Source organism: Paraburkholderia sp. BL27I4N3, from assembly GCF_003386115.1.
Classification (GTDB): Bacteria; Pseudomonadota; Gammaproteobacteria; order Burkholderiales; family Burkholderiaceae; genus Paraburkholderia.
The window spans coordinates 421,544-444,807 of sequence record NZ_QREJ01000002.1 but is presented as its reverse complement, the minus strand read 5'-3'; the positions used below and the strand labels follow the sequence as shown (position 1 = coordinate 444,807).

Annotated in this window: 17 protein-coding genes and 3 pseudogenes; 8 read left to right on the top strand and 12 right to left on the bottom strand. The window is 58.7% G+C overall.

The features are described from left to right. Positions 1–78: 78 nt before the first annotated feature. The 4 genes from B0G71_RS39315 to B0G71_RS39300 form a co-directional block, all read right to left on the bottom strand. Entirely contained in the window at positions 79–1,299 is a 1,221-nt protein-coding gene (locus B0G71_RS39315) for an LLM class flavin-dependent oxidoreductase (protein WP_116149810.1), read from the bottom strand. Then, positions 1,296–2,090 (bottom strand): alpha/beta fold hydrolase, encoded by a 795-nt coding sequence (locus B0G71_RS39310; RefSeq protein ID WP_116149808.1) that lies wholly within the window; start codon positions 2,088–2,090, stop codon positions 1,296–1,298. The genes B0G71_RS39315 and B0G71_RS39310 overlap by 4 nt, the downstream gene beginning before the upstream one ends. A 386-nt stretch (positions 2,091–2,476) precedes the next feature. Continuing rightward, positions 2,477–3,604, bottom strand: a complete 1,128-nt coding sequence (locus B0G71_RS39305; RefSeq protein ID WP_116149807.1) for an NADP-dependent oxidoreductase — start codon at positions 3,602–3,604, stop codon at positions 2,477–2,479. After that, the gene (locus B0G71_RS39300; RefSeq protein WP_116149805.1) at positions 3,601–4,551 is read right to left on the bottom strand and encodes a phytanoyl-CoA dioxygenase family protein; all 951 of its coding nucleotides are present in this window, start codon (positions 4,549–4,551) and stop codon (positions 3,601–3,603) included. The genes B0G71_RS39305 and B0G71_RS39300 overlap by 4 nt, the downstream gene beginning before the upstream one ends. A 284-nt stretch (positions 4,552–4,835) precedes the next feature. Here B0G71_RS39300 and B0G71_RS39295 point away from each other — a divergent pair, with 284 nt between their 5' ends. Further along, entirely contained in the window at positions 4,836–6,245 is a 1,410-nt protein-coding gene (locus B0G71_RS39295) for a PLP-dependent aminotransferase family protein (RefSeq protein ID WP_147308761.1), read from the top strand. A 342-nt stretch (positions 6,246–6,587) separates the two neighbouring features. Here B0G71_RS39295 and B0G71_RS39290 read toward each other — a convergent pair whose 3' ends face one another. From B0G71_RS39290 to B0G71_RS39280, 3 genes and pseudogenes are all read right to left on the bottom strand, one after another. Beyond that, complete coding sequence (locus tag B0G71_RS39290) at positions 6,588–8,033, bottom strand: NAD-dependent succinate-semialdehyde dehydrogenase (RefSeq protein ID WP_106285716.1); 1,446 nt, start codon at positions 8,031–8,033, stop codon at positions 6,588–6,590. A gap of 416 nt (positions 8,034–8,449) precedes the next feature. Next, positions 8,450–8,833 carry a transposase family protein gene (locus tag B0G71_RS39285; RefSeq protein ID WP_116149802.1) on the bottom strand — a complete coding sequence of 128 codons (384 nt, stop codon included), beginning with the start codon at positions 8,831–8,833 and terminating at the stop codon, positions 8,450–8,452. A gap of 297 nt (positions 8,834–9,130) precedes the next feature. After that, positions 9,131–9,253, bottom strand: a pseudogene (locus B0G71_RS39280) (IS6 family transposase); the annotation flags it as partial. A 177-nt stretch (positions 9,254–9,430) separates the two neighbouring features. On the opposite strand from B0G71_RS39280, the gene B0G71_RS39275 reads away from it, so the two are divergent. From B0G71_RS39275 to B0G71_RS39265, 3 genes are read left to right on the top strand one after another with little or no spacing between them, the layout of a single operon-like run. Then, on the top strand, positions 9,431–9,673 hold the full coding sequence (locus B0G71_RS39275; protein WP_116149800.1) for an AbrB/MazE/SpoVT family DNA-binding domain-containing protein: 243 nt from the start codon (positions 9,431–9,433) through the stop codon (positions 9,671–9,673). Continuing rightward, positions 9,670–10,101, top strand: coding sequence for a PIN domain-containing protein (locus B0G71_RS39270; protein WP_116149799.1), 432 nt, complete (start codon positions 9,670–9,672; stop codon positions 10,099–10,101). The genes B0G71_RS39275 and B0G71_RS39270 overlap by 4 nt, the downstream gene beginning before the upstream one ends. Further along, entirely contained in the window at positions 10,098–10,424 is a 327-nt protein-coding gene (locus B0G71_RS39265; protein ID WP_116149797.1) for a hypothetical protein, read from the top strand. The genes B0G71_RS39270 and B0G71_RS39265 overlap by 4 nt, the downstream gene beginning before the upstream one ends. A 371-nt stretch (positions 10,425–10,795) precedes the next feature. Here B0G71_RS39265 and B0G71_RS39260 read toward each other — a convergent pair whose 3' ends face one another. The 4 genes from B0G71_RS39260 to B0G71_RS39245 form a co-directional block, all read right to left on the bottom strand. Next, on the bottom strand, positions 10,796–14,887 hold the full coding sequence (locus B0G71_RS39260) for a CheR family methyltransferase (RefSeq protein WP_220377361.1): 4,092 nt from the start codon (positions 14,885–14,887) through the stop codon (positions 10,796–10,798). 407 nt (positions 14,888–15,294) lie between these two features. Continuing rightward, complete coding sequence (locus tag B0G71_RS39255) at positions 15,295–15,579, bottom strand: hypothetical protein (protein ID WP_116149794.1); 285 nt, start codon at positions 15,577–15,579, stop codon at positions 15,295–15,297. 401 nt (positions 15,580–15,980) lie between these two features. Next, positions 15,981–16,451: an RES family NAD+ phosphorylase gene (locus B0G71_RS39250; protein WP_116149793.1), complete on the bottom strand. Its 471-nt coding sequence runs from the start codon at positions 16,449–16,451 to the stop codon at positions 15,981–15,983. Then, positions 16,448–16,903 (bottom strand): antitoxin Xre/MbcA/ParS toxin-binding domain-containing protein, encoded by a 456-nt coding sequence (locus tag B0G71_RS39245; RefSeq protein WP_116150012.1) that lies wholly within the window; start codon positions 16,901–16,903, stop codon positions 16,448–16,450. Before B0G71_RS39245 ends, B0G71_RS39250 begins: the two co-directional genes overlap by 4 nt. Positions 16,904–17,402: 499 nt before the next feature. On the opposite strand from B0G71_RS39245, the gene B0G71_RS39240 reads away from it, so the two are divergent. After that, positions 17,403–17,990 carry a hypothetical protein gene (locus B0G71_RS39240; RefSeq protein ID WP_116149791.1) on the top strand — a complete coding sequence of 196 codons (588 nt, stop codon included), beginning with the start codon at positions 17,403–17,405 and terminating at the stop codon, positions 17,988–17,990. 637 nt (positions 17,991–18,627) lie between these two features. On the opposite strand, the pseudogene B0G71_RS39235 reads toward B0G71_RS39240, so the two are convergent. Beyond that, positions 18,628–20,176 (bottom strand): annotated as a pseudogene (locus B0G71_RS39235) (ISNCY family transposase). 397 nt (positions 20,177–20,573) lie between these two features. On the opposite strand from B0G71_RS39235, the gene B0G71_RS39230 reads away from it, so the two are divergent. The 3 genes and pseudogenes from B0G71_RS39230 to B0G71_RS42810 all read left to right on the top strand — a co-directional run. Further along, positions 20,574–20,981 carry a DUF2384 domain-containing protein gene (locus B0G71_RS39230; protein ID WP_116149789.1) on the top strand — a complete coding sequence of 136 codons (408 nt, stop codon included), beginning with the start codon at positions 20,574–20,576 and terminating at the stop codon, positions 20,979–20,981. Then, positions 20,978–21,499 (top strand): RES family NAD+ phosphorylase, encoded by a 522-nt coding sequence (locus B0G71_RS39225; RefSeq protein ID WP_116149787.1) that lies wholly within the window; start codon positions 20,978–20,980, stop codon positions 21,497–21,499. The genes B0G71_RS39230 and B0G71_RS39225 overlap by 4 nt, the downstream gene beginning before the upstream one ends. A gap of 228 nt (positions 21,500–21,727) precedes the next feature. Beyond that, a pseudogene (locus tag B0G71_RS42810) lies at positions 21,728–22,871 on the top strand (IS256 family transposase); the annotation flags it as partial. Between the last annotated feature and the right edge of the window lie 393 nt (positions 22,872–23,264).

Sequence of the window (23,264 nt, the reverse complement as noted above, 5' to 3'; positions counted from 1 at the left end):
TTCGAGGTGTACCGTGACGCTTCGCGTCCGGTAATGCAGGGCGGGGCGATCACCAGACGTTTGGAGTCCTCTGTTTGTTTACCTGACGAAGCCCTCAGTTTGAGGAAGCAGATCGCTGGCATTTGCGTGGACGCCCGACAGAGCCTGGCTGCCAGGTAGTGCGTTTATCAGCGCAGGCATCACTTCCCGGGCAAACATCTCGGTGTTTTTGCGTGTCAGGTCAGCAGGCATCGTGCCGTATTGCAGACCGGCGCCAACGATATTGAAGCCTCCCTTGCTTTGGAAGTCCGCCAATTTGTCGATCACCGTCTGAGGTGAACCGCAGATGAAGGTGCCGAGCGAGATCATTTCCTCCATGGTCCTCTCGCGCGAGACATTCGCTTTTTCGCGCATCAGATTCTTGAAGGCCGTCATTGATGTATAGCCAGGCGGCAGCAGCATTTCCATCGACATCCTCTGGAAACGGTTAGCGAATGCCTCGATGTGCGGCTTGGCTTCGCGCTGCGCAATCGCATCGGTCTCTCCGACATAGATCTTGACGTTCCATGCCAGATGGTTCGGTGTGGCCTGCCAGCCCTGGCGTTCGGCTTCGTCGCGGTACGCCTGCATGTACTTGAACAATACGGCCGCAGGCGCGGCAGTCTGCAAATATGTGTATCGATGATTGGCCGCCGCGGCGAATTCAATGGTCTCTTTGGAGCCTTGAGACGGAATGAAAACCGGGGGATGCGGCTTGGCATACGGCCGGGGCCAAAGATTTACATAGGGAAATTTATAATATTTCCCATTAAACGAAAATGGGCCGGGCCGCGTCCATGCCTGCATGATCAGGTCATGGGCTTCATGGAAGCGCGCATGACTCTCAGTCGGATTCATGGCCAAAGCGTGATACTCGGCGCCGATGCCGCGCACGAAGCCGGCAATCAGTCGGCCTCGCGTAAGGTTGTCGAGAATTGCGTACTCTTCGGCCACCTGCAACGGATTGCTCAGCACTGGCAAAGCTCGTCCAAGAATCGCGATCTTCGTGTTGCCCTTGAGCTTACGCGCAAGCGTACCGGCCAGCACATTCGGTGACGGCATCATCCCATACGCAGTCTGATGATGTTCGTTCAACCCGAGAAATTCAAACCCCAGATCGGCAGCGTATTCGTACTCGTCCAGATAGCGGTGATACAGGGCCGCGCCCTTTTCAGGGTCGTAGTACGAGTTCGGCAGGGTCAACCATGAGGACTTGTGTTTCTCGACGTAGTCAAGATCCAGGTCGGCATAGGGCATCAGATGGAAAAAGCCAAATCTCATGATTGAACTCCCCGCGTAAATTGCTCAAATACGATGCTGAATCGTTCGGCTTCTTCAACTTGAGGCAGGTGCCCGGAGTTCTCGAAGATCGTGAGTTCGGAATTGGGAAACAACTTTGCGAGCCGCTCGCCATACGTCACTGGGAAAAGTGCGTCATGACGCCCCCAGCCGATCAGCGTCGGGATGTCGACGGTCGGCAGCCACTTTTCGAGATGCGGATCGTGAAAGCGAGGAGTCCAACCCAGCCGGGCGGAGATGTGCCGATTGCGCAAAAATCTATCCATTTGCTCGTCGGTTTGCGGTGTCGCAAGAATAACGTCGGCGCGAGACTGATCGACGAACAGCGTGCGGACCAATTCCTCGTTGGTCATCAGGAACTGATCGGGAAGATCGGTGCCATCGAGGTAAATGCCCGTAGTGCCAACCAAAGTCAACGAGCGCAAACGTTCAGTAGAGCGCACCGCCATTTCCATGGCGATCCAGCCGCCAAGCGACGATCCGATGACATGGACATCTCGAAGGTCGAGCGCCTTGATCAACTGAAGATAGAAGTAGGCCATGTCATGGATGTTGTCGATCCAGTCTGGCGAACTGCTGTGACCCATGCCCGGATGATCCGGGGCGACGACGTCGAAGTTTGTTGCGAGCCGTTGAAGGATCGTGGTCCACTCGCTACCGCCTCGATCGCCGTGGAGGTACAACACGGTCGGGCCTTTACCGCTTCGCAGCACGTACGTGTCACAACCGCACACGGTCGTTCTCAATTCCTCAGGCTCCTGCTGCTCGATCATGATTAAGCCCTTTCCTTATTTGAGCATCTTTGTCAAAACGTACCGAAGAATTCATCTTCGGGTCCGATAATGCGAGAGTCAACGTAAATAATGTCCGGGTGCGATGCGGGCGGTATAAGCCTGAGACCGTCCAGGTCTGCTGGAGGAACGGCAATCACGCGACGGTTTAATCTGCCGGCCAAAATAAAAGGCTCAGGCAGTCAACTTCCAACCCGCATTTCCCTTACACATTGGCGAAATATGGCCGCACTGTTTTTCTGCGCTAGGATTCTCGTGAATATTTCCCGCTCTGATAGTGGCATTAAAACAATCTGCCATTAGCAAGCTGACTTGAGATTCTGGCCGTGGGCTTGATTCAGGATCCATTGATTCGGAGTCTATGCCGATCATTCCGGTTCATTGACGCGTACGATGGCCTTGCCGAAATTCCTGCCTTCAAAAAGGTCCAGAAGTCCTTGAGGCGCCGCGTCGATCCCTTCATACATATGCTCGCGCGATTTCAGTTTTCCTTCGCTCCACCAGTTACGTAGCTGTCGAATGTAGGCATCGTATAAATGAACGTAGTCCCACAATACAAATCCTTCTACTCTGATTTGCTTCAGATTGATCGACCACCAGGGCCGTGGAGAACGATTGACCGGATCGTCTGGATCGCTCCACCAGTCGGCCGTAGTTCCCACGACAGCCATGCGGCCACGGAATTTCAGGCGACTGAAGACGAGGTCCGAGAAAGCACCTCCGGCGAGATCGACATAAACATCGATCCCATTTGGACATAGTGCATCAATCTTTGCACCAGCCTCCGGGTCACGATAGCTGACGGCACCATCGAGGGCGAGTTCTTCGCGAAGATAGTTCAGTTTGTGTTGGGGGCCGGCACTGCCTATCACGCGACAGCCCATGATCTTCGCTACTTGCGAAACGACTTGGCCGACTGAACCGGCGGCATTGCTGACGAACACGGTTTCTCCTGGGCGCGGCTTTCCGGCTTCGACCAATCCGATATGCCCTGTCAAACCTTGCTCACCAAGTGCGGACAGGCGCATATAAAGCGGCGCGTCGCCGGCATCAAACTTCTGCACGACTGTTAAACCATCGCCGCCCGCGGCCGCTTCCGTCGACAAGGGAATCACGGTGGGTGTGCCGTCGCCTTTCCCCTTGCAAATCGAATGTGTCTGATAGCCCAGGTAGCCTTCGACAATGTCTCCTCGTGCGAAACGGGGGTCAGTCGACCTGACGACCTGGCCCACTCCTGCGCCCCGCAGCGTATCTCCCAGGGGGATTGGCGCCAGAACAGCGGCTTGTTCGGCTCCCGTCACCCCGAATCGATCAACCGGCTTGTCCATCAGTTGACGATGGTAGGGATCGAGGGAAAGATATAGCGTCCGAACCAGAACCTCGTAGCCACCCAATGGACGCACGGAGACTTCTTCGCGCTGGAAATTCGCAAGCGTGGCCTTGCCTTCGGGGTGGCTCTTCAACGTCCAGCGAATGTTTTTTGGCAAATCGTTCATGCAATCGGCCCCCGCTCCAGATATTGCGAGGCGTCACCGATTTCATATTGCCAAGCCATCGGCATCTTCTCGTCTTTGGACCTACCGCGGCCGTAATACGAAGTAAAGCCAAGCAGTTGCCGCAGGCGCGGGGGCAACTGCCTGGCTCGCTCGCGCGATATTACGAGCGTATGAGCTTCTTCGGGTTTCAGGTAGCCTGCATAAAAGCACAGTGTCATACCTCGCCGCGGAGCATTTGACATATTTGCTCCCGCGCCGTGCGCAACTTTGCCGGTGAAGAACATTCCGCTGCCAGCCCTCATTACCGCCGGCACAGTTTCAGGGCGATGAGAGACTTCATTCCAGTCAATATCGAGTTTGTGGGTTCCGGGAATTACGCGAGTAGCGCCGTTGTCTGCAGTGAAATCGGTTAGCGCAATTATGCAACTTGCAATCACCTCTGGTTTGTCGGCACCGCGCAGATGGAAGGGAGCATAGCCGCCGTCCTGATGGATGACTTGAGTCGGTGCACCGGGCCATACCTCCAGCACCTGTGCACTGCCGAGTTGGATGTCATAATTAGCGCCGTCGAGACACGCTTCAGCCCAGTCGAGAATGCGGTCCGTCAAAATGATGTCCGCGAAGCAGTGAGTGCGTGCCGCAAGGCCAGCGAGGCGTCGCGTGAACTTATCCGCTTCGGGGTCTATGGACATAATCTCGTTGCGTCGTTGCTCTACGAAAAACCTATCGACTTCACTATTGAACCGGGCAAGCAGATCCGTGCATATTAGATTGGGCACGATGACTGCACCATCGAAGTCGGTAACCTCTTTTATTTGCGCGGCGCTCGTATTCTCTTCCAGAGTCACAATGTTTTTTGGCTGCGGCAACCGGTTAGTCATCCCATGCTCCTTTTTAATGAGTAACAGCCTCGATTGTTTATTCTCGGGCTTACCGCGCAGCTTCATAATACAAGTCTGTCCTTTGCTGTATAGGTTCGGACGGGTCAGAGCCGTGTGCTTGGCGGCCAGTCGTTTTGTACTCAAGGACGCCGTTGCACTGGGTCGGCCCGAGTTTCACAGACACTCAATGAGCCGTTTTGCCAAGTGGCGCCGGCCAAACCTCCGCGAGGGGCTGGAGGAGTTGCCGCAGATGATTGTTTATGTGTATTCTGTGAGCAAGCATCAATTAGATTGATGATGTGGAAGAGTAGGCGTTTTAGCTTCCTGATCACTGGGAAATACGAGACCAATTGGGTCGCACCCACATCCGCGAGCGATTTAAAATTCAACATGGCGGTGGTTTTATGTGGTCACCCAAGAAGAGCGAACTTCGCAAACCCCTATACGTCGGTTTGGTTGAATCCCTGGAGCAGGCGATCGCCACGGGAGCGGTTCGTGTAGGCGAGCGTTTGCCCCCGCAGCGCGGGCTGGCGTCGAGCCTCGGCGTAACGCTCGATGTAGTCACTCAAGCCTATCAACTTGCCGAATCGAAAGGCTTGATCGTGGGCATGGTTGGTCGCGGAACCTTCGTTGGTGCATTCCCCGAAACCGCACAGGCGGTTGACTCTGAGCCGAGACAGCTCGTCGACCTGCGGATGAACACGACGATGGTTTCGCCATTTAATGAGAGCCTCAATCGCTTGCTTGGCGCAATCGCTCGCCGTAAATCTTTACATGGCCTCTTCGAATTTCACCCCGGGCAGGGCATGGAGGCGCACCGCGCGGCAGGCGCACACTGGCTTTCGTTGAGGGGCCTCGCGTACACACCAGACGAGGTCGTGGTGTGCGACAACATGCGAGATGCTTTATTGGCGATTCTGGCGGCCTTGAGCTCAGGTCGGCATCTAATCCTGACCGAGTCTCTGCGGTTCGCGGACTTCCGCCGGCTGGCCGCGTTATTCGGGATCCGCGTGCGCGGCGTTGCTATGGACGTGAACGGACTGTCCCCGCAGGCATTACGGGAAGCAGCTCGCGGCGAGGCAGTTGCAGCGATTTTCTGCTCGCCTACGGGGCATGATCCGACGAACATCACTATGCCGCTCGAAAGGAGGCATGAGATCATTGATGTTGCGCGCGAACTGGATTGTTTGATTGTGGAGGATGATACTGCGGGGCACCTCGCCGGGGATGATACTCCCACTCTCAGTGCGCTCGCACCGGATCGGTGCATTTATATTTGCGGCACCAATCGAAGTCTCGCTGTTGGTTTACGAATTGGCTATGCAGCTATGCGCGGCCCGGTGCGCTCACGATTGGATGATACGATTCCAGTATTGTCGTGGACGTCTTCCGCACTGCTCGGAGAAATTACATCGACCCTGATTGAGTCTCGGACGGGGGGGCGGTTGCTCAATTGGCACCGTCAGGAGGCGGTTGCACGACAACAGATCGCGGCCGATGCACTTCAACGCGGATACCCGCCTTTGCGGTTTCCTAGTTACCATCTGTGGTTGCCGATGGCTCCAAACTGCACTGCAAAGGATTTTGCCGCGGAGTTGCTCGCGGAAGGCGTCGCTGTGTTGCCTGCAAGCGCCTTTTCCGTTGATGCAGAAGCAACGCCAGAATGCGTCCGAATTTCGATGGGCGGCGTCCGCGAGCGTGAGCGATTAGCCGAGGCATTGGCAATTGTGGCGCGCGTGTGGCGCAAGGGTGCGCGTTGACCGTGATATTCATTCGCAAGTGAACAATTCGTGTGCGCCCGCCGAAGTCTACTGCACTAACGCATTCCGCTATGATGCCCGAAACGACATGACATAGTGCGAGCCGATTTTTGTGAGCACCAACGTCATGTCCCGTGCTCGCAACCGCTGTCGAGGCGGCTCGGAACTGCAGCCCAGGTCAGCATAACCGTGAGCTGGGTGCCTCACGCCTCGGCGATCAGATGGTATTTGCCACCGAGCGTGTGCTGATCCATGGGATTGGGTCCGTTTTTTCCCGCCAACATGGCGCGAATTGACGCGTTTGTCGCTGACAACGCGTCAATTCCATTTCTCCACCGTTTCTTAAGCTTCCGATACCGTGACAGACTTCGTCGCGAGGTACGGTTCGAGCGCTTCCGGGCCGCCTTCGGAACCATAGCCGGAGTCTTTCACACCGCCGAACGGCATTTCCGGCCACGGCGTGGCCGCCTGATTGATCCACAACATGCCGACTTCCAGCCGTTGGCTCAGCTGATGGATATGATTGAACGAGCGCGTGAATGCGTAACCGGCGAGGCCGTACGGCAGCCGGTTGGCTTCGCTGATGGCCTCGTCGAGCGAGTCGAAACCGCGAACCGCGGCGACCGGGCCGAACGGTTCGTTGTTGAAAACGTCGGCTTCGAGCGGAACGTCAGTCAACACGGTCGGCGCGAAGAAATTGCCGTCGCCGCCAATCGCTTCACCGCCGGTCGCGACGGTTGCGCCGACCGCGCGCGCGTTTTCGATGACTTTCCTGATGGCGCCGACCCGGCGGACATTGGCGAGCGGCCCGAGCGTCGTACCCTCGGCCAAGCCGTCGCCGACTTTCAGGCTCTCGGCATGCCGGACCAGCGCTTGTTCGAATTCGCGGCGGATGCTGTTGTGCACGAGAAAGCGGGTCGGCGAAATGCATACCTGACCGGCGTTGCGGAATTTCGCGCCGCCCGAGGTCTTGACAGCGAGTTCAAGATTCGCGTCTTCGGCGATAATCACCGGTGCGTGTCCGCCGAGCTCCATGGTCACACGCTTCATATGCTGGCCGGCAAGGGCGGCGAGTTGCTTGCCGACAGCGGTCGAGCCGGTGAACGTGATTTTGCGAATCGCCGGATGTGCGATCAGATGGTTCGAGATTTCGCCGGGGTTACCGGCGACCAGGCCAATCACGCCCTTCGGGATCCCTGCGTCCACAAACGCTTGCAGCAGTGCGGCCGGCGATGCCGGGGTTTCTTCGGGAACTTTGACTAGGAACGAGCAGCCGGTCGCGAGCGCGGCACTCAGTTTGCGGACCACCTGATTGATCGGGAAATTCCATGGCGTAAATGCGGCGACAGGGCCGATCGGTTCCTTGATCACAGTCTGCTGAGAGGTGAGGTTGCGGGCCGGCACGATCCGACCGTAGACACGCAATCCTTCATCGGCAAACCATTCGATGATGCCGGCCGCGGACAAGACTTCGATGTGGGCTTCGGCCAGCGGCTTGCCTTGTTCGAGCGTCATCAGGCGCGCGATTGAATCGGCGCGCTCGCGGACGAGTCCGGCAGCCTTGCGCATCAATGCGGCACGTTCGAAGGCGGGCACTCTGCGCCAAACCGCGAAGCCGCGCTGAGCAGCTTTTACCGCACGGTCTAGATCCTCGATGCCGGCATGCGCGACGCTGCCGATTGTTGCGCCCGTGGCGGGATTGACGACATTGAGGGTCTTGCCGCTTGCGGCGGGACCCCATTCGCCATCGATAAAGAGCGGGGTGTCCACGTATTCAGAAACTGCCATGTCTAACTCCTGTGCTCAAGCTTGAAACGGGTTTGGATCGAGTGTGTATGGGCGAGCGGAAGCTACATCGAACCATCAATCGGAAGTCGGGCGATTGCTACGGATCAGAGGCTTGTTGAAACGAGCATCGGCTTGAACAAGACCGAATGTGTTTTGTAATGCGATCTCGCAGTGAGTCCCAAGGGTAGCGTTGAGACTAGAGAAAACATGCAAGCTGGTCCGCCAATTGTGATGCATCATACATCAAATGGCGTGCTCGTTGAAGTTAAAGGGTGCACCCGCAGCGTGCCGAAAAACTTAGACCGCCGGTCGCACGGCTTACGAAGCCGTCAATGCCGGCTGACAGCGCAGTAATCGAAAAACGGGCGCGTAGCGAGAACTCGAGGAGCGGCCGGGATTCGCAAATATCTTAAGCTTCAGATATTTGCGAATCCCGGCCGGACCTCAATGTGCCAGGCAGCCAGGTCATCCAGACGTGAGGCGCTGCCACGCAGCGCCTTGCCGTCCAGCGCAATGAACTGTCGTCCGGGCGGCGCTGACGCCTGTCGCTGCGCGAAATGACGCACCGCGCACTCCAGCTCATGCTCGTCGAGCTGGAGCAGGAATTTGCGGATTCCTATCCAGCTCGGGGCCTTGCCCCAGTTCGTCCCGAACAGCCCATTCAGCTGCGCCAGGCGCTCGGCAATGAACACCTCAATCGTCCTGAGCGAGTTGGCGCCTGCCAACATCGACATCACGATCGCACACAGCAGCGGCTCCAGCGCATAGCGCTTGCCCTGCTCGCGCCGTACATCGTGCAGCTCAGAAAATACACCCCCCGAATATCATTCTCGTTTCCACTGCTTGCTTCGAAGCTCACGAAGTTAACACGGTCGAACGGAAGTTAACAGCCCTGTGGAATACCCACAGGTTATCCGGCTCATCGTCGACAAGTAGGACTGTTGACATGGCGAGATGCGAGTCGGGACGTTTACGGAGGAGCCGCAACGACCGTGCCGAAGACCTCCAGCCGCTGGCTCCAGCAAGGCGATGAAAATGGTGGCAATGGTGCGGGGCACACATACATAATTGTCAAATCGCAGCGGAAGGGTATACGCCAGCATCTCCTCAACCATGCGCAGGTTGAGCGGGAACCGATAGTACAGCCACACGGCGTAGCTGATGATGTGCGGCGGAAATCGGTAGCCCTTGAACGAAATCGGCGCCTCGGCCGACGGCAAAACGGAGACGGAACCTTTCCTCATGCCCCATTATATTCGTCGACCCCGGCGCCAACTTGACAATACCCGACGTGCATGGATAGTCGCCCGCGAGGCAACCATCAAAACCGCCCTCGGACTTGAAAAGCATTAAGTTGGATATACAATACTGTTTATGTGTATCTATTGGAGATAATGATGCAAGTCGCTAAATGGGGCAACAGCCTTGCCGTCCGGCTGCCCGCGAGCGTCGTCGATGCACTCGGTTTGAAGGAGGGCGACGACATTGAGATCTATGCCGAACAGTCCGGCGCGTTCTCGGTCAGCAAAAGGCCGACAGCCGCTGAGCGGATCGAGCGCTTGCGCAAGTACCGCGGACGACTGCCTGCCGACTTCAAGTTCGATCGGGAATCGCTCAGCGAAAGGGGAAACGCTGAATGACGGTTGAGGCACCGGCGCGATTTGCCGTCGATAGCAATGTGATTGCCTATCTGTTCTCCGGCGACGCCGCGAAGGCTGACCGGGCCGAGGCGCTGGTGGTGCAGGGGGCTCCGATGCCCGTCATCAGCACGCAGGTAATGAACGAGGTTACGCTCCTCATGAGCCGCAAAATGGGGCTCTCGTGGCCGGAGATCAACGTTCTCCTGGGCGATGTGGAGGAGTTCTGCGAGATCGTGCCACTGACGCTTGACGTCCACAAGGAAGCACGCCGTATCGCCGAACACTACGGATTCAGGTTCTACGATTCGTGCATCATCGCCTTCGCGTTGCTTGAAGATTGCGAAGTACTCTATAGCGAAGATATGCAACACGGCCAGGTCATCTTCGACCGGCTGACGGTGGTCAATCCGTTCCGATCACCCAGTTGACCGCCGTCCAGTTCGTCATCGGGCGTCGCACGGTTTGTAGCGGCGACGCTTTTTCCATCCGGCGCGGCGGACTGCTGCGCCAGCACACGGTCGACCGTCCATATGCGCCGCTGTTCAGCTCGCAGGGTTCCCTGCGCGAGCCGGTGAAGCGATTCGGCTCGCTTGTATCGACGCATGAACGCGGCGGTCACGATCGCCAAAATGAGGCCGCCCGCACTCTGCCCGCGCACCAATTTGACATAAAAGAAATGATCACCATTTCATACGCACTACTTATCATTTGCGCGGGTTCCAGAAGTGAACGCCGGGCGACGTGCCATTGATCAGCAGGGCCTTGAAAGGCGCCTCACTTTCCGAAGGCCGGGCTGGATGAGCCGGTGGTTCAGTCAACCCAAGCGAATAAAACGACCTCTCAGATCGGCCCACAAGCCGCTCGCGGACTCCGGTTGAGGGTAAGAAGACCCCAGCAAACCTCGCGAAAAAGACGGTCAGCGACTTTTTCAACAGTATCGGCCACAAGGGGACGGTCAACTACCCTCGGCGAACGGCCGCTCGTGCCAGGATTGCGGCCGATTGCTCTCGCGCACGCTGCGTGGCATTGCAGCCGTCCACTGACTCGAAATGCCAATCCGGACCACTACCACTAGCGGCTTCTATGCGGCAAGTCTGATGGGCTCACGCGTTTCGACCGCCCCTAACTGTCGCCGCGTACTGAACGTGATTGCTCAATCGCAGCGATGAGCGCCGCTAGCGATACAGGCTTGCCAATGTGCGCGTCGAAGCCGGCCTGCAGCGCTTCGACAACATCTTTTTCGCGTCCAAAGCCGGTTAGGGCAATGGCCGCCGTGGTAGCTGTTTGAGGTAATTGCCGGAGTTCCGCAATGAGTTCATAGCCGCTCATCCCCGGCATGCCAATGTCCGACAAAATCACGTCAAATCGGGTTTCGGCTACTGCGGCAAGCGCCGCTTTGCCGCTGAGTTCGGCGCGGACTATCGCCCCCTCCATTTCCAGCAGCGCGCGCAAAGCGTCGAGCGCGTCGGCTGAATCGTCAACCAGCAGTATGCGCAGATCCTTCAGTGTGCTCCCGTCGACCTCGGGACGGGTATGTTCCGCAGGGAACGAAGATGCGATCTCGGGCAGTCTGACGGAGAACGTTGCGCCTTGTCCCACGCCATCGGATTTCGCCTGAATCTGGCCTCCGTGCATCTCCACCAGCTGCTTTACCAGCGACAAGCCGATCCCCAGACCTCCGTGTTCCCGGGCGGGCCCAGTATGACCCTGGCTGAACATGTCGAAGACGCGGGGGAGGAAGTCAGGTGCGATCCCTTGACCTGTGTCTTTGACCTGTACACAAACGAATCCATCTTCATGGAAAACCGTCACATCCACTCGCCCGCCGACTTGAGTAAACTTCAGCGCGTTCCGGATAATGTTCCAGAAAACCTGTTCCAGACGGACCGGGTCTGCCTGTATCTGCACACCGTTGTCCGCGCCCGAAAGCACTATGGCCACGCCGCTGGCGGCCGCATCAGATGCGCTCGCGTCGACCACTGTACGCAGGATTGCCGACACGTCGACGGACGACAGATGTAGCGCAAGTTTGCCGGTTCGCGCCCGCGACAGATCGAGCAGATCATCAATGATTTTTGCCTGGCCGACCACCGAACGGAGAATCACATCGGTCGCATCCCGGACCAGCGGGAGTTCCCGGAGTTCCGGTGCGCGCGTCAGCATCTCCGCCTTGACGTGAATCAGGTTTAGCGGGTTCTTCAGTTCATGCGATAGCACTGCAAAGAATTCATCCTTCTGGCGGTTCGCCGACACGGCGCGCGCACGAACCCGCCGCTCGAGTTCCAGCCGATTAGCCTGGCGGCTTTCCGTACTTTTACGATCCGTGAGATCCCGCGCAATTTTTGCGTAGCCTCTGAAGCCCTCCGTGTCGATTGCGGTCATGACGCCACTGCAATAGATTCGCCTGCCATCCTTGCGCACGTGCCAACGCTCATCTTCGGCACGGCCGGCACTTCTGGCCTTTTGTCTTTCCGCCAGTGGTAGACCCTGCGCCCGGTCTTCCGCAGAAAAGATCAGATCGATCGGCTTTCCGATTGCTTCCCCTTCTTCATAGCCGAACACGCTTTGCGCACCCCGGTTCCAGCTCACGATCACCCCGTCGAGGTCCTGCACAATGATCGCGTAGTCGTTCGTCGTGAGTGCAGCAAACTTCAATCGCTCTTCGCTGGTTCGCGCCGCATCTTCGGCGCGTCGTCGCGCAGTAATATCAATCAGGGTCAGCACTGCACCATCAATGCGATCTTCGAGCGTCCGGTATGGCAACAGTCGGGCGATGAACCACTCCCCGTCGGTCGTGCTGACTTCACGTTCGGTCAGCTTTAGCGTTTCGAAAGCGGCAACCGCGTCCTGTGCCAGTTCCGGATAGTTCAGGCGGTGCCTGAGATCCAGCAACGGCCGCCCGATGTCGGTCTCGATCAGATTGAAAATATCGACCGCCGGCGCGGTGAAGCGCTTGATGCGCATCGCCCGATCCACAAATATCGTCGCGATGCCGGTTGAGGCGATGAGATTCTGAAGGTCATCGTTTGCCTTGGCCTCGTCTTCGACTTTCGCCTGCAGCTCGGCATTCACAGTGGCCAGTTCCTCATTGACCGACTGGAGTTCTTCCTTGCTGGTTTCAAGTTCTTCGGTTGCCGAACGCATTTCCTCGTTGATAGCCTGCAATTCTTCATTGGATGCTTTCAGTTCCTGGGTCGACAGACTCGATTGTTCGACATTGGACTGCAGCAGCTCCTTGGTCCGCGTCAACTCCGTTTCGAGATGAGCAACAAGCCGGTCTTGAGGAGGGTTGTGAACCGGATCAGTCGAACCCTCCCTGTCCGCTTCATCAGACTCATCGAAGAAGACGGCGACGACATCACCACCGGCTGCTTCATCGTGAAAAGGATGCACGGAAAGATTGACATAGGAGACGGCATCGCCGCGTGAGAAGCGCACGTTCCTGACCTCGACGCTCGCCCCACGATGCAGCGCCTGATAAAGCGCCGTTCTCAGTTCAAGGCGCAAATCAGGATTCGCGACCGTGAGGAGATTGTGCGAGGGCTCGCCCCCAACGTACCGCAGGAAGCGTCCGGCGTCTTCGGACATGTGAAGGATTTCAGCGTCCCGGTCGACGAGGATGCTCGGCGGTGAGAAATGTTCGATCACGCGCTGGTGCACCGGTGCAAATGAAAAACTCGCCGCCTTGGGCAGAGGCTGTGCAACCGCGACGGGAGAGGTGGACGGTATTTTCCCGGCAGACGCGAGCTGGGGCGTCACGCGGCTTCGGCGCGTGGCAGGCTTTGCGCGATAAATGCGGTTTTTCTTGTCGATCGGCACGAACAGGTCTTGTGCCAGTTCGGCTGATTCCGAACTCCCGAGGAAAAGATATCCGTTCGGGCGCAAGGCGAAATGGAAAGTTTCCAGTACCTGCCGCTGAACGTTTCGGTCAAGATAGATGAGCAGGTTGCGGCACGTGACGAGGTCAAGTTGTGAAAACGGCGGATCGCGCAGGATGTTGTGCGCGGCAAACAGCAGCTTTTCCCTGAGCGCTTTGCTCACGACATAACATCCACGCGTATGCGTGAAAAACTGCCGTAGCCGCGAGGGCGGGACATCGGTCAGAATGGATTCGAGATAGCGGCCGGATCGGGCCGACTCGATCGCACGCTCATCAATATCCGTGGCGAACACCTGAATGCCGGGCTGGTGGCTCTCTTCGGCCAGCCGTTCGCACAACAGCATGGTGAGCGAATATGCCTCTTCACCGGTCGAGCAGCCGGCCACCCACCCACGAACCTGTTCCTCGTCGTCCTTGTCTTCGAATATTCTGGGTACAACCTCGCGCTCCACCGCTTCGAACGCTTCACGATCGCGGAAAAAATTCGTTACGCCAATGAGCATGTCACGAAGCAATGCCCGGTTTTCGTCGGGGTGTCGTTCCAGAAACAGGTGATACGAAGGCAGATCAGGAAGCGCATTGACCTGCAGGCGTCGCTCGATGCGCCGCAACACCGTCGCGCGCTTGTAGTGACGGAAATCATGGCCTGTATGGAGACGTAGGGCCTTCAGAATTTCCTGCAACGCATTTTCCGCCGTCGCCGCAGCGTTTTCACTCGGCGGGGCCGCCGCGATCGGAACCTCGCCCTCAACGGTTGGTAGCTGGATGACCTGTGCGTTGCTCCACAGTTCGATCAGTTTCTGCGGAAGATCGACGACCGGTAGCGACATGTCGATGAGGCCGGTTGCAATGGCGTTTTGCGGCATCTCGCCGTACTCGGCGTCGTCAGGACTCTGCGCCAGGGTGACCCCGCCGCACTCCTTGACCCGGCCAATGCCGGCCGTCCCGTCGCTACCTGTGCCCGAGAGGATCACGCTTATTGCACGAACACCATGCGCGTCTGCGAGGCTGCGGAAAAACCTGTCGATGGCCACCGGTCTGCCCGACGGACGCTCCGCGGGCGTCACCTGGAGATAGCCATCAAACATGGACAGGTCGTTGGAGGGCGAAATAAGATAGACGCTGTTCTTTTCGATCCGTGTGGGCTCGCGAACCTGCATGACGGGCATTGAGGTTACCCGCTGCAGCACCTGATCCGCACGACTTTCGTACTTCGGCGACAGGTGCAACACGATCACAAACGCCATACCGCTGTCTGCCGGCATCTGCTCGAATAAACGCAGAAGCGCCTGGATGCCGCCTGCCGAAGCGCCGATACCCACGATGGGAAACATGGGCGGAGCGGAGGGCGTGGCTGCTACGCCGGACTGTCCGGGCCCGGGGTCTGAGGATGAAATATTGGTCATGAGCAAGGGGCAGAGCCCCGGGTAGGGGTCCCGGTTTGCTGTAAAACGACAGCATCGAGCGCTCAGCGTACACCGGCCCGCGCCTGCAGGAAAGCGGAACCCACGCCTGAACTCAACGGCTGAAAGGGCAAACAGGCAAGAGTTGCCTGTCCTTCCGCTGCACGACAAAAAAACGGCAAAAAAGTGCGCCAGGCAATGTTCAGAGGAGCCACAGAGCGACGCGACTTGATAAAGAGTGGCCAATGCCGGCAATGGGCCACCCCGCGCGGATTAACGGGGCGATGATCGTCGCCACGTACGCGACTGCCCAGCATTTGCACGACATATCTGGCGTTTTATCTGGCGGCAATTGCGGTCGATTCGTAGCTTCTTCGATATGACTTCGGTCGTTCCTGTGTGATATCGACGCCGCGCTTGCAGATCCATGCAAACGCCCACTCCTGCGCAACCTGGATTGCCTCATCTTCGATATCGAACCAGCCAAGATTACGCTCAATATGCATTTCACCATCGATATCAACGCCAGTGGAAACGCGGACAAGCCGCGCATGTGCGAAGAAGCTCCCGAATAAGAAATCCGGAGTCGCATCGATGATCCACCCACGGTAGCCACATTGCATGATTTACCTCGATAGGCAGGCTGATCGGGACTTGAAAAGCAAGGCACGGACTTGGCTCCTGAAAAAAGCTCGTCGATTCCGCGCTCAACACCGGGACACGCGCTGTTTCGGACTGCCAATCCTGCCAGCGACTTTGAGCGCGGGGGCAGCGAAGCCAGCGGTGACAATGAGCAACCTACATGCCCGCCCAGCTATCGCGATCGTCCCGTTTGCGTCGCCTTTGGGACATTCGCCGAAAGAGCGTGCTTGGCTGTTGCGGGTTGTGAAGACTCATTAAATGGCTGTGTGGGCTGCCGTTCGTCGACGCAGGTTTGTGGATGGCGCAATTGAACGTGCAGCCGCCAGACAGCTGATTATCAACCTTATGGCGTCCCCTTTTCGGGGACCAGATCAGGTCTCCGCTACGGCCGCGTCAAAAGCCGAAGAATGCGCGGATCCTGGCGCACATCAATGGCCATGCTGATCTCAATGCGAGCCGCATCTTCATGAGCAGGATTCAGGATGTAGTTGAAGGCGAACGGCATCACAGCACTCGGCACCTTGAGAAGGGCCGAAGTGGCGTGCGTTAGCCACTCAGTTCCCGCAGCCTGCGTCCAGTCCCGGTCGTCGCGCCAGCCAGGCGGACAGGTGGCCTCTGCCATCTCCGAGATCGTGAGGCCCTCGTCGACCTGGACCTTCAGCAACTGGTAGGTATCCGGAAGATCCGCAGTGCTGCCGATTTCCTGATGCACGAGTGTTTCCAGAAGGGCGCCCGCAGGATGTTCCGCCATATAGACGACGGGTTGTCCCGCAAAATGCCACCGGCCGGGTGCACGAAGGCCGCCAACTCCCTTCAGATCGCCATAGTTGCTGATTCTCCACAGGACCATCAGGCAAAATATCCTTCGTCAATCTGGACCAATGCATCCTCCACCAGACGCGCCCCGTGTTCAGTGCTCGCCATCTCAAGTGCGCTGCGACCGGCGAACCGCTTCTGCGGGCTTCGTAGCCACTGCATCGCCTTCGTCGCCTTTCCAAACGCCGCGGCAGCCTGCGCCAAAATGCGCGCCAGGCGAATCGCCCGGTCAGACTCTTCGGTCGAGAGACGCTCGTGCTGCTGACGCCTGTGCGTGAGAGTGCGCCGCGGAATGATAAACGCAAGTTCATCCGCTTTCAGCCCCTGGGCCGTCAGGCGGTCGATCACTTCAACAGCGACGCGCCCGCTCGCAAGCTCAGCGAGGTCTGTCTCGTTGCGAATGCGCGCGTCAAGTAGTTGCTCGAGCATGGCGAGTTCGGCGCGGCGCGGATTTCCGGCCCCGGTCGGTACGAAAGCGATCGTTGTCATGGCGACCTCGTTGGCAAAATGCTCGTCCATTATAGGCGTTTTGCCGTCACCATGGTGAAGTACCAGGTGCGCGGCCCGGAGAGGACGGGTTTGGTTGAAAGCACTCCAGGGTAGAACGGCCGCCACACGGTTGGACGGCGTCCGATATTTGATAATTAACATAATCGTTTCACGAACTTCACAGTCAAAACCGGAGCCTTGTTCGGAGGCCGCCTCCTATGCGGATCACCGGTGGCAGCGGCTGACTGACATAGGTGGCGTGACGACGCAAATGGCCGGCGACGCGCCAACGGGCACGCCGGGCGGCAGAGGGCGCGTCCTTGTCGTTGCGTGGGATTGTGCTGCCACACCTGCCCGGTGTCAGAGGGCTTTTGTCGGTGCTGTGATATTGGCCTGATAGCCTGCTGTCAGCCGGCGGGAAAGGGCGCCCGTCATCGATCATCGCCAGCAATGATGCGACAATGCCTGCCGTCCAGTCGATGCAGCCGAAGGAGCGCAGATGACCGATCACACCTGTGCGGCGTGCGGAGCAATCACGTCGCCGCACGACGTTGTCAGCGTCGCGGCACCGGATGGCGCATACCGGTTGCTCTGCAGCCGCTGCTTCAACATCGAAATGGCCAGTCTTGCGGATGTGCACGCCTTCGAACATCCGGAGTTCACGCCCATACGCCTGCCCGATGCGAACGGCGTCGTTCATGAGTTCCATCTCCGCAGCCTGCTGTTTGGCGACCATCTTTCACTGGAGGCGTTCGAACTGGCTTCCGGTGACGAAGACTGCGCGGGCTTCCGTTTCCAGCTTCTGGGCGATCCGCAGACAGACCCGTTCGAGCTGTTGGGCCAGATGGTGCAGAAGATCAGGCGCGCTCTTGCGATCAGGCACGTGGTCGAGCGTGCTGGCCAGCTTGAGATAGCCGGAACAACGGTCCGCGGACGGATCGAGTGGGACGATAGCCAGGATGGCCGCCTCCCATGTGTGGTCATTGATGGCAGGCGGATCGACTGGACCGATTTTGGGACGATGTTGATGATGTGCGAAGGCTGGCAGTTCCGGCTTGAGCTGATCGATCCGAGCGATGAAGCCTGAGTCTGATGCCACCGTTTCGCTGTAGTCGTCCTGTCACAGGAAAATTCGGTGAAAGTTGTGCACAGAAAAAGTGGAAGAGCCTGTGGACAACCTGTCGGGGAAGTTTCGCAAACGTTTGATTGCATGCGGATTTGTTGCACTGCACGGGGAAACGACATCGCCCATCATCATGTCCAGCCGGGGAGGGCCCTTCGGATATCAGGCCGACCCGCAAAGCGGTTTCGTTCTTTCCGTATCTGCCCCGGGCAGACAGTGCTGATCCCGGGACACGCTGACTGCCGCTGCACGGTTCCAGCTTTCCGTCGCCCGGGAGCGGGCCCCGCGGATCGGGGCTGGGCTCAAGTTCCCGAGGCTGACCAGCGTCGCTCCCGCAAAAGCTCACCGTTCGCGGGGACAATACCCGCGTCATGACGGTCATGCTGTCCGTCGCTTCGGGCAGATTGAGCGCCGCGCACGACCCGTGTAGGCGCGATTGCCAGCGTCGCAGGAGTTGCGGTTTTCCAGTTGCAGCCCGCTGCCGTGCCGTACGCACGTGAGGTTTCGTCCTGAGGGGCCGGATCGGGTGTCATGCGCAGAATCCCATAAAAGCACGATCGTTCAATTATGTCGAGGCTTTTTTGAAATGTCGGGGTCTGGGCTAATTAGAAATGTCTGATCTCAGGGGTTGTGTGGGCTCTCTCTTCACGGGTTTCAACTCCATGCAGTGTTGAAGGACTGCATATGAACTGGCAAGGCGTATCAGTCCGTTCAGTGAGCCTTTCCGGACCGGCGGCCTGGTTTTGAGGCTGGCTTTGGCTGTTTGGCGTGTTTGCGTGGCGAGCTGCAGGATTGTTTCATTCAGCTCGGCCTGCGTGAATGCGCGCGCCTTCTTCGTGCCGGGCAGGGTTACCGGTTTGCGTACCGCCGCGCCGCGATTCGTGCGTGACGGCGAGCCTGAGACACGGCGGTTGTCGCGCTGTGCCTGCATCGCCTGCGCGACCTGCAGCACAGGCCCCAGCCGCTTGTGCTCCACCACAGCCCCCTGGTCGATTTCCGCGAGCTTGTCGTACGGCACACAGGGCAGCGCGACACCACCGGCACGCAGTTCGATGCGACCGTCTGGATACTCCCACACGTCGATGTAGCGGCCGATCAGCCGGCGCGTAGCCGGTGTGTCTTCCGGCAGCCAGATCATGAGGTCATTCAGCACTGTCAGCGAATCCGACACCTTGCGCGTTACCCGCCAGGTCAGGATCGCGTCGAGATCCTCACCATCACGCAACCGGCCGGTGCGCGTCGAATGTGCTCCGCGGAGGCTTCGAGAAGTGCGCGTTGTAGGCGGCCATGAAGGAGGGCGCCCAGGCATTGGCCGCTTCCATGGTCTGGATGCCGCGCAGCCGCAGCTCCTTCACAAGGCGATCCTGCAGCGTCAGGTGGGCGCGCTCCACGCGCCCCTTCGCGGGGCTCGAGTTCGCGCAGAAGGTGTCGATATTGAGCTCGTACATCGCCCGGCCAAACTGCGTGACGCCCCGCGCGCCGGTGCGGCTGTACGTTGGCCGGAAGACGCTAGCCCGATCGCTGTAGAACGCGACCGGTTTGCCGTAGCGTTCCAGATACGCGCGCGTCGCCTCGAAGTAGCTGAAGGTCGACTCGGTCGCCGTGAAATGCAGCGTCATCAGCCGGCTGGTGGCGTCGTCGACATACACCAGCAGCGTGCAGGCGGGCGCCCGGTCCTCGAACCAGCGGTGGTCGCTGCCATCGATCTGCACCAGTTCGCCCAGACACGCGCGCCGCGCGCGCGGCTGATAGATCTTGGGCGGGCGCTGACGGCGCGGCACCCACAGCCCGGCATCGCGCATCCAGCGCCGCACGGTTTCCTTCGACAGCACGAGGCCATGACATTCGGCCAGCTTCTCGCAGGCCAGCGTCGGTCCGAAATCGGCGTAGCGTTCCCGCACGAGTGCCATGGCCCGTGCACGCAGATCGATGGGCAACTCTCGGTTGCTCGGCTTCCCACGCTTGCCCGACACCAGCCCGGCTGGACCATCGGCCTCATAACGCCGGCACAGCCGGCTGATCTGCCGCTCACAGAGATCTAGCCGCTCGGCTGCCTGAAAGCAGCGCAGGCGGCCTTCAACGACCGCCTCGATGACTTTGACTCGTTCCAGTTCGCGCATGGTTGCCGTGATCAGGCCACGCCCATTCATGATTGCCCCCTGGGTCAACGCATCGCGACAGCGTGCGCTTCAGGGCGGAAACCGGACATTTCTAATTAGCCTGAATCGGACATTACTAAAAAGCTCCCACAGTTCAAATGTTGATCATTTATCTTATGTCAAATCACGATCAGAACCGGGCTCAACCCGTCGAACGTGATCACGATCAACGCGCCGAAAACACGCGGCGCAGAGGATTCTGACTCTCGCCCAACCTCCGTTACCTCCGAGCGAGGCTGCGCGGCTGAAATCAACGCTTCTGCGCGAATCGCGAGAGTCGTCTGAACCTGTCGCCTCAGGTGGCCATTGCTGAGGAAAACACGTCACATCTGGTCCAGAATTCGCGACTCGTGCTAATATTGTGCATATATTGTGCACGGAGATTGAAATGAACCCGGAATCCCCCGTCGTCAGCCCGAAGGCAGGCGCCAGTTTCGAACAGTTTATGGCATCGCTGCGTGACCCGGACAGTCCTGCGCCGGTCGTCTCGGCCCGTCGCTTCGGCGAGGCGCTGCATATCGACCTGCAGACGCTGGCCCAGCAGGCGCACGTGCATCGCAATACGCTCAGTCGTCAACCCGCGTCTGAAAGCGTCCAGCGGTTTCTGCGCGAAGCCCTCCGTGTTATCCGCGCGGCGACGGACATTTGCGGGGACGTGACTCAGGCCCTCTTCTGGTACAGGAACGAACCTTTACCTGTCTTCGACTACAGGACGGCGGAGCAACTGGTTTCCGATGGCCGGACTGACGACCTTCTTCGCTACGTTTCGTCTCTCGAAGCAGGCGCGGCAGGATGATCCTCACCGCCATTTCCGGCATCACGGCCTACCGCATGCACGCGCCAAAGTGGGCAGTCGCACCTACGAGCGGCGCCGGCGCGGGCAAGCATGGAGGGCGGGCAAACCGCATCGGACTTTCCGCCCTCTACCTTGCGCTGGATGTCGATACTGCGGTACGGGAATATCAGCAGGTCTCGCCATTGATGCCACCCGGCACGCTCGTCAGTTACCAGCTGAGCATCGACCCTGTTGTCGATTTCACCGGTGGCTATCAAGGCGGCAAATGGGCTGCACTCTGGGAAGACTTCCATTGCGACTGGCGAGGTTGCTGGTTCAATCAGCGCATCGAGCCACCGAGCTGGGTACTCGGTGACGAAGTCGTGGCTGCGGGCGCGAAAGGGATTCTGTTCAGGTCACATCTGTCGCCGCAGGGAGTGAACATGGTGCTCTACGTGGACGAGCTTGGGTCGACAGACCGGCTCGAGGTGTACGACCCGCAGCACGCGCTTCCCCGAAATCAAACGTCGTGGATGTAGAAGGCCGAACCGCAGGCGGACCACTCCCCTGATGGCAAATCAGACCGACCGCACCGATGGCGTTCCTTCGAAGGCTTGCCGGTCAACTGGGAGGGATGACTGCCCCGATTTATGCCCGACGCCCAGCCCCTGCAACTTCGAATCGACGTTCACCGCGCTTCGACCTGCCAGCGGTGAATCCCCCGCGGGGGGCGAGCTCATCGGTCCCGTTGCGGACAGCCGTTTCTTCTCAAAACAGTCATTTCCAGCTGCGCGATCGCCGCTACCCATGCAGCGCCACCGACGCAACGACTTGGCGTCAGATCTTGGATATCATCTCGGGTTGTGTCGATCTGCCACCGCAACGGCACAAGCCGCAAGACGATCATCACGCCCAATGGCGAACTGAATCTGGACATTCCGTGTGACCGGCAGGCGACATTCGAGCCGCAGTTGGTGGGCAAGTATCAGCGCCAGCTGCCGGGCTTTGACGATCACGTCATCAGCATGTACGCGCGCGGCATGAGCATGCGCGAGATTCAGGGCCATTTGCTGGAGCTATATGGCCTACAGGTGTCGCCCGATCTGATTTCGACCGTCACCGACGAGGTGCTGGCCGAAGTCGAACAGTGGCAGCAACGCCCGCTTGAGGCGATGTATCCGATCGTGTATTTCGACGCACTTCGACTGAAGATCCGCGACGAAGGCACGGTCAGGAACAAGGCGGTGTATCTCGCGCTGGGCATTCGGGCCGACGGCGCAAGGAAGTGCTGGGTTTGTGGATCGAGCAAACCGAGGGGGCCAAGTTCTGGCTGAAGGTCTTCAACGAACTGAAGAACCGCGGCTGCATGACATTCTGATGGCCGTCGTCGACGGCCTGCGCGGCTTCCCCGAGGCGATCGAAGCGGTGTACCCGGCCGCCCAGATCCAGACCTGCATCGTGCATCTGATCCGCAATTCGCTGAATCTGGCGAGCTGGAAGAACCGTAAGCCGTTGGCTGCGGCGCTGAAGCCGATCTATCAGGCCGCCACCGCCGAAGCCGCTGAGGCGGCGCTGCAAGCCTTCTCGCAAAGCGAATGGGGCAAGAAATTCCCAACGGTCGCCGCGATGTGGCAGCACCAATGGGAGCAAGTCATTCCGTTCTTCGCCTATCCGCCGGAGGTACGCAGTATCATATACACGACAAACGCGATCGAAAGCATGCACATGCAGCTTCGCAAGATCGTCAAGAACCGCGGTCATTTCCCAAGCGACGAAGCCGCCCGCAAATTGCTGTACCTGGCCTTGCGCAACATCGAAAAGGATTGGAAGATGCCACCTATCACCTGGCGGCAAGCAGTCAATCAGTTCGCCATCGCGTTCGGCGAGCGATTCACCACCGCCATCAGCTGAGATTTTTAACCGACCTCAGCACACAAAATTCCTGACACCTCCGCGAACCCGATAGCGAGATTGCCCGGCGCTTGCAACTCACGCGCGCCACGGTGGGCAAATGTCCCCTTGGGTGCGAAGTGATTTGTCGCCCGTTGCGGTTTATTCAAGGTCGATTTCGGACATCTCCCGGCTCAAGTAGCCCTGCCGGCGTACGCTGCAGACTACCAGCATTGCAGCCGAAAAATCGGGAAATCGTGGAGCGAGGCCCTCCTGGTGGCTTGACCGGTGATTTCGATCACCTCAACGTCGCCCAAGGCGATGCCGGTCTCGCGCGCAGCGTTTATCCGGTCGGCAGACCTTCTCTCAGACCCTGCACTCCTAATTGAGTCGGCAGTGCACACCATCCCTTCG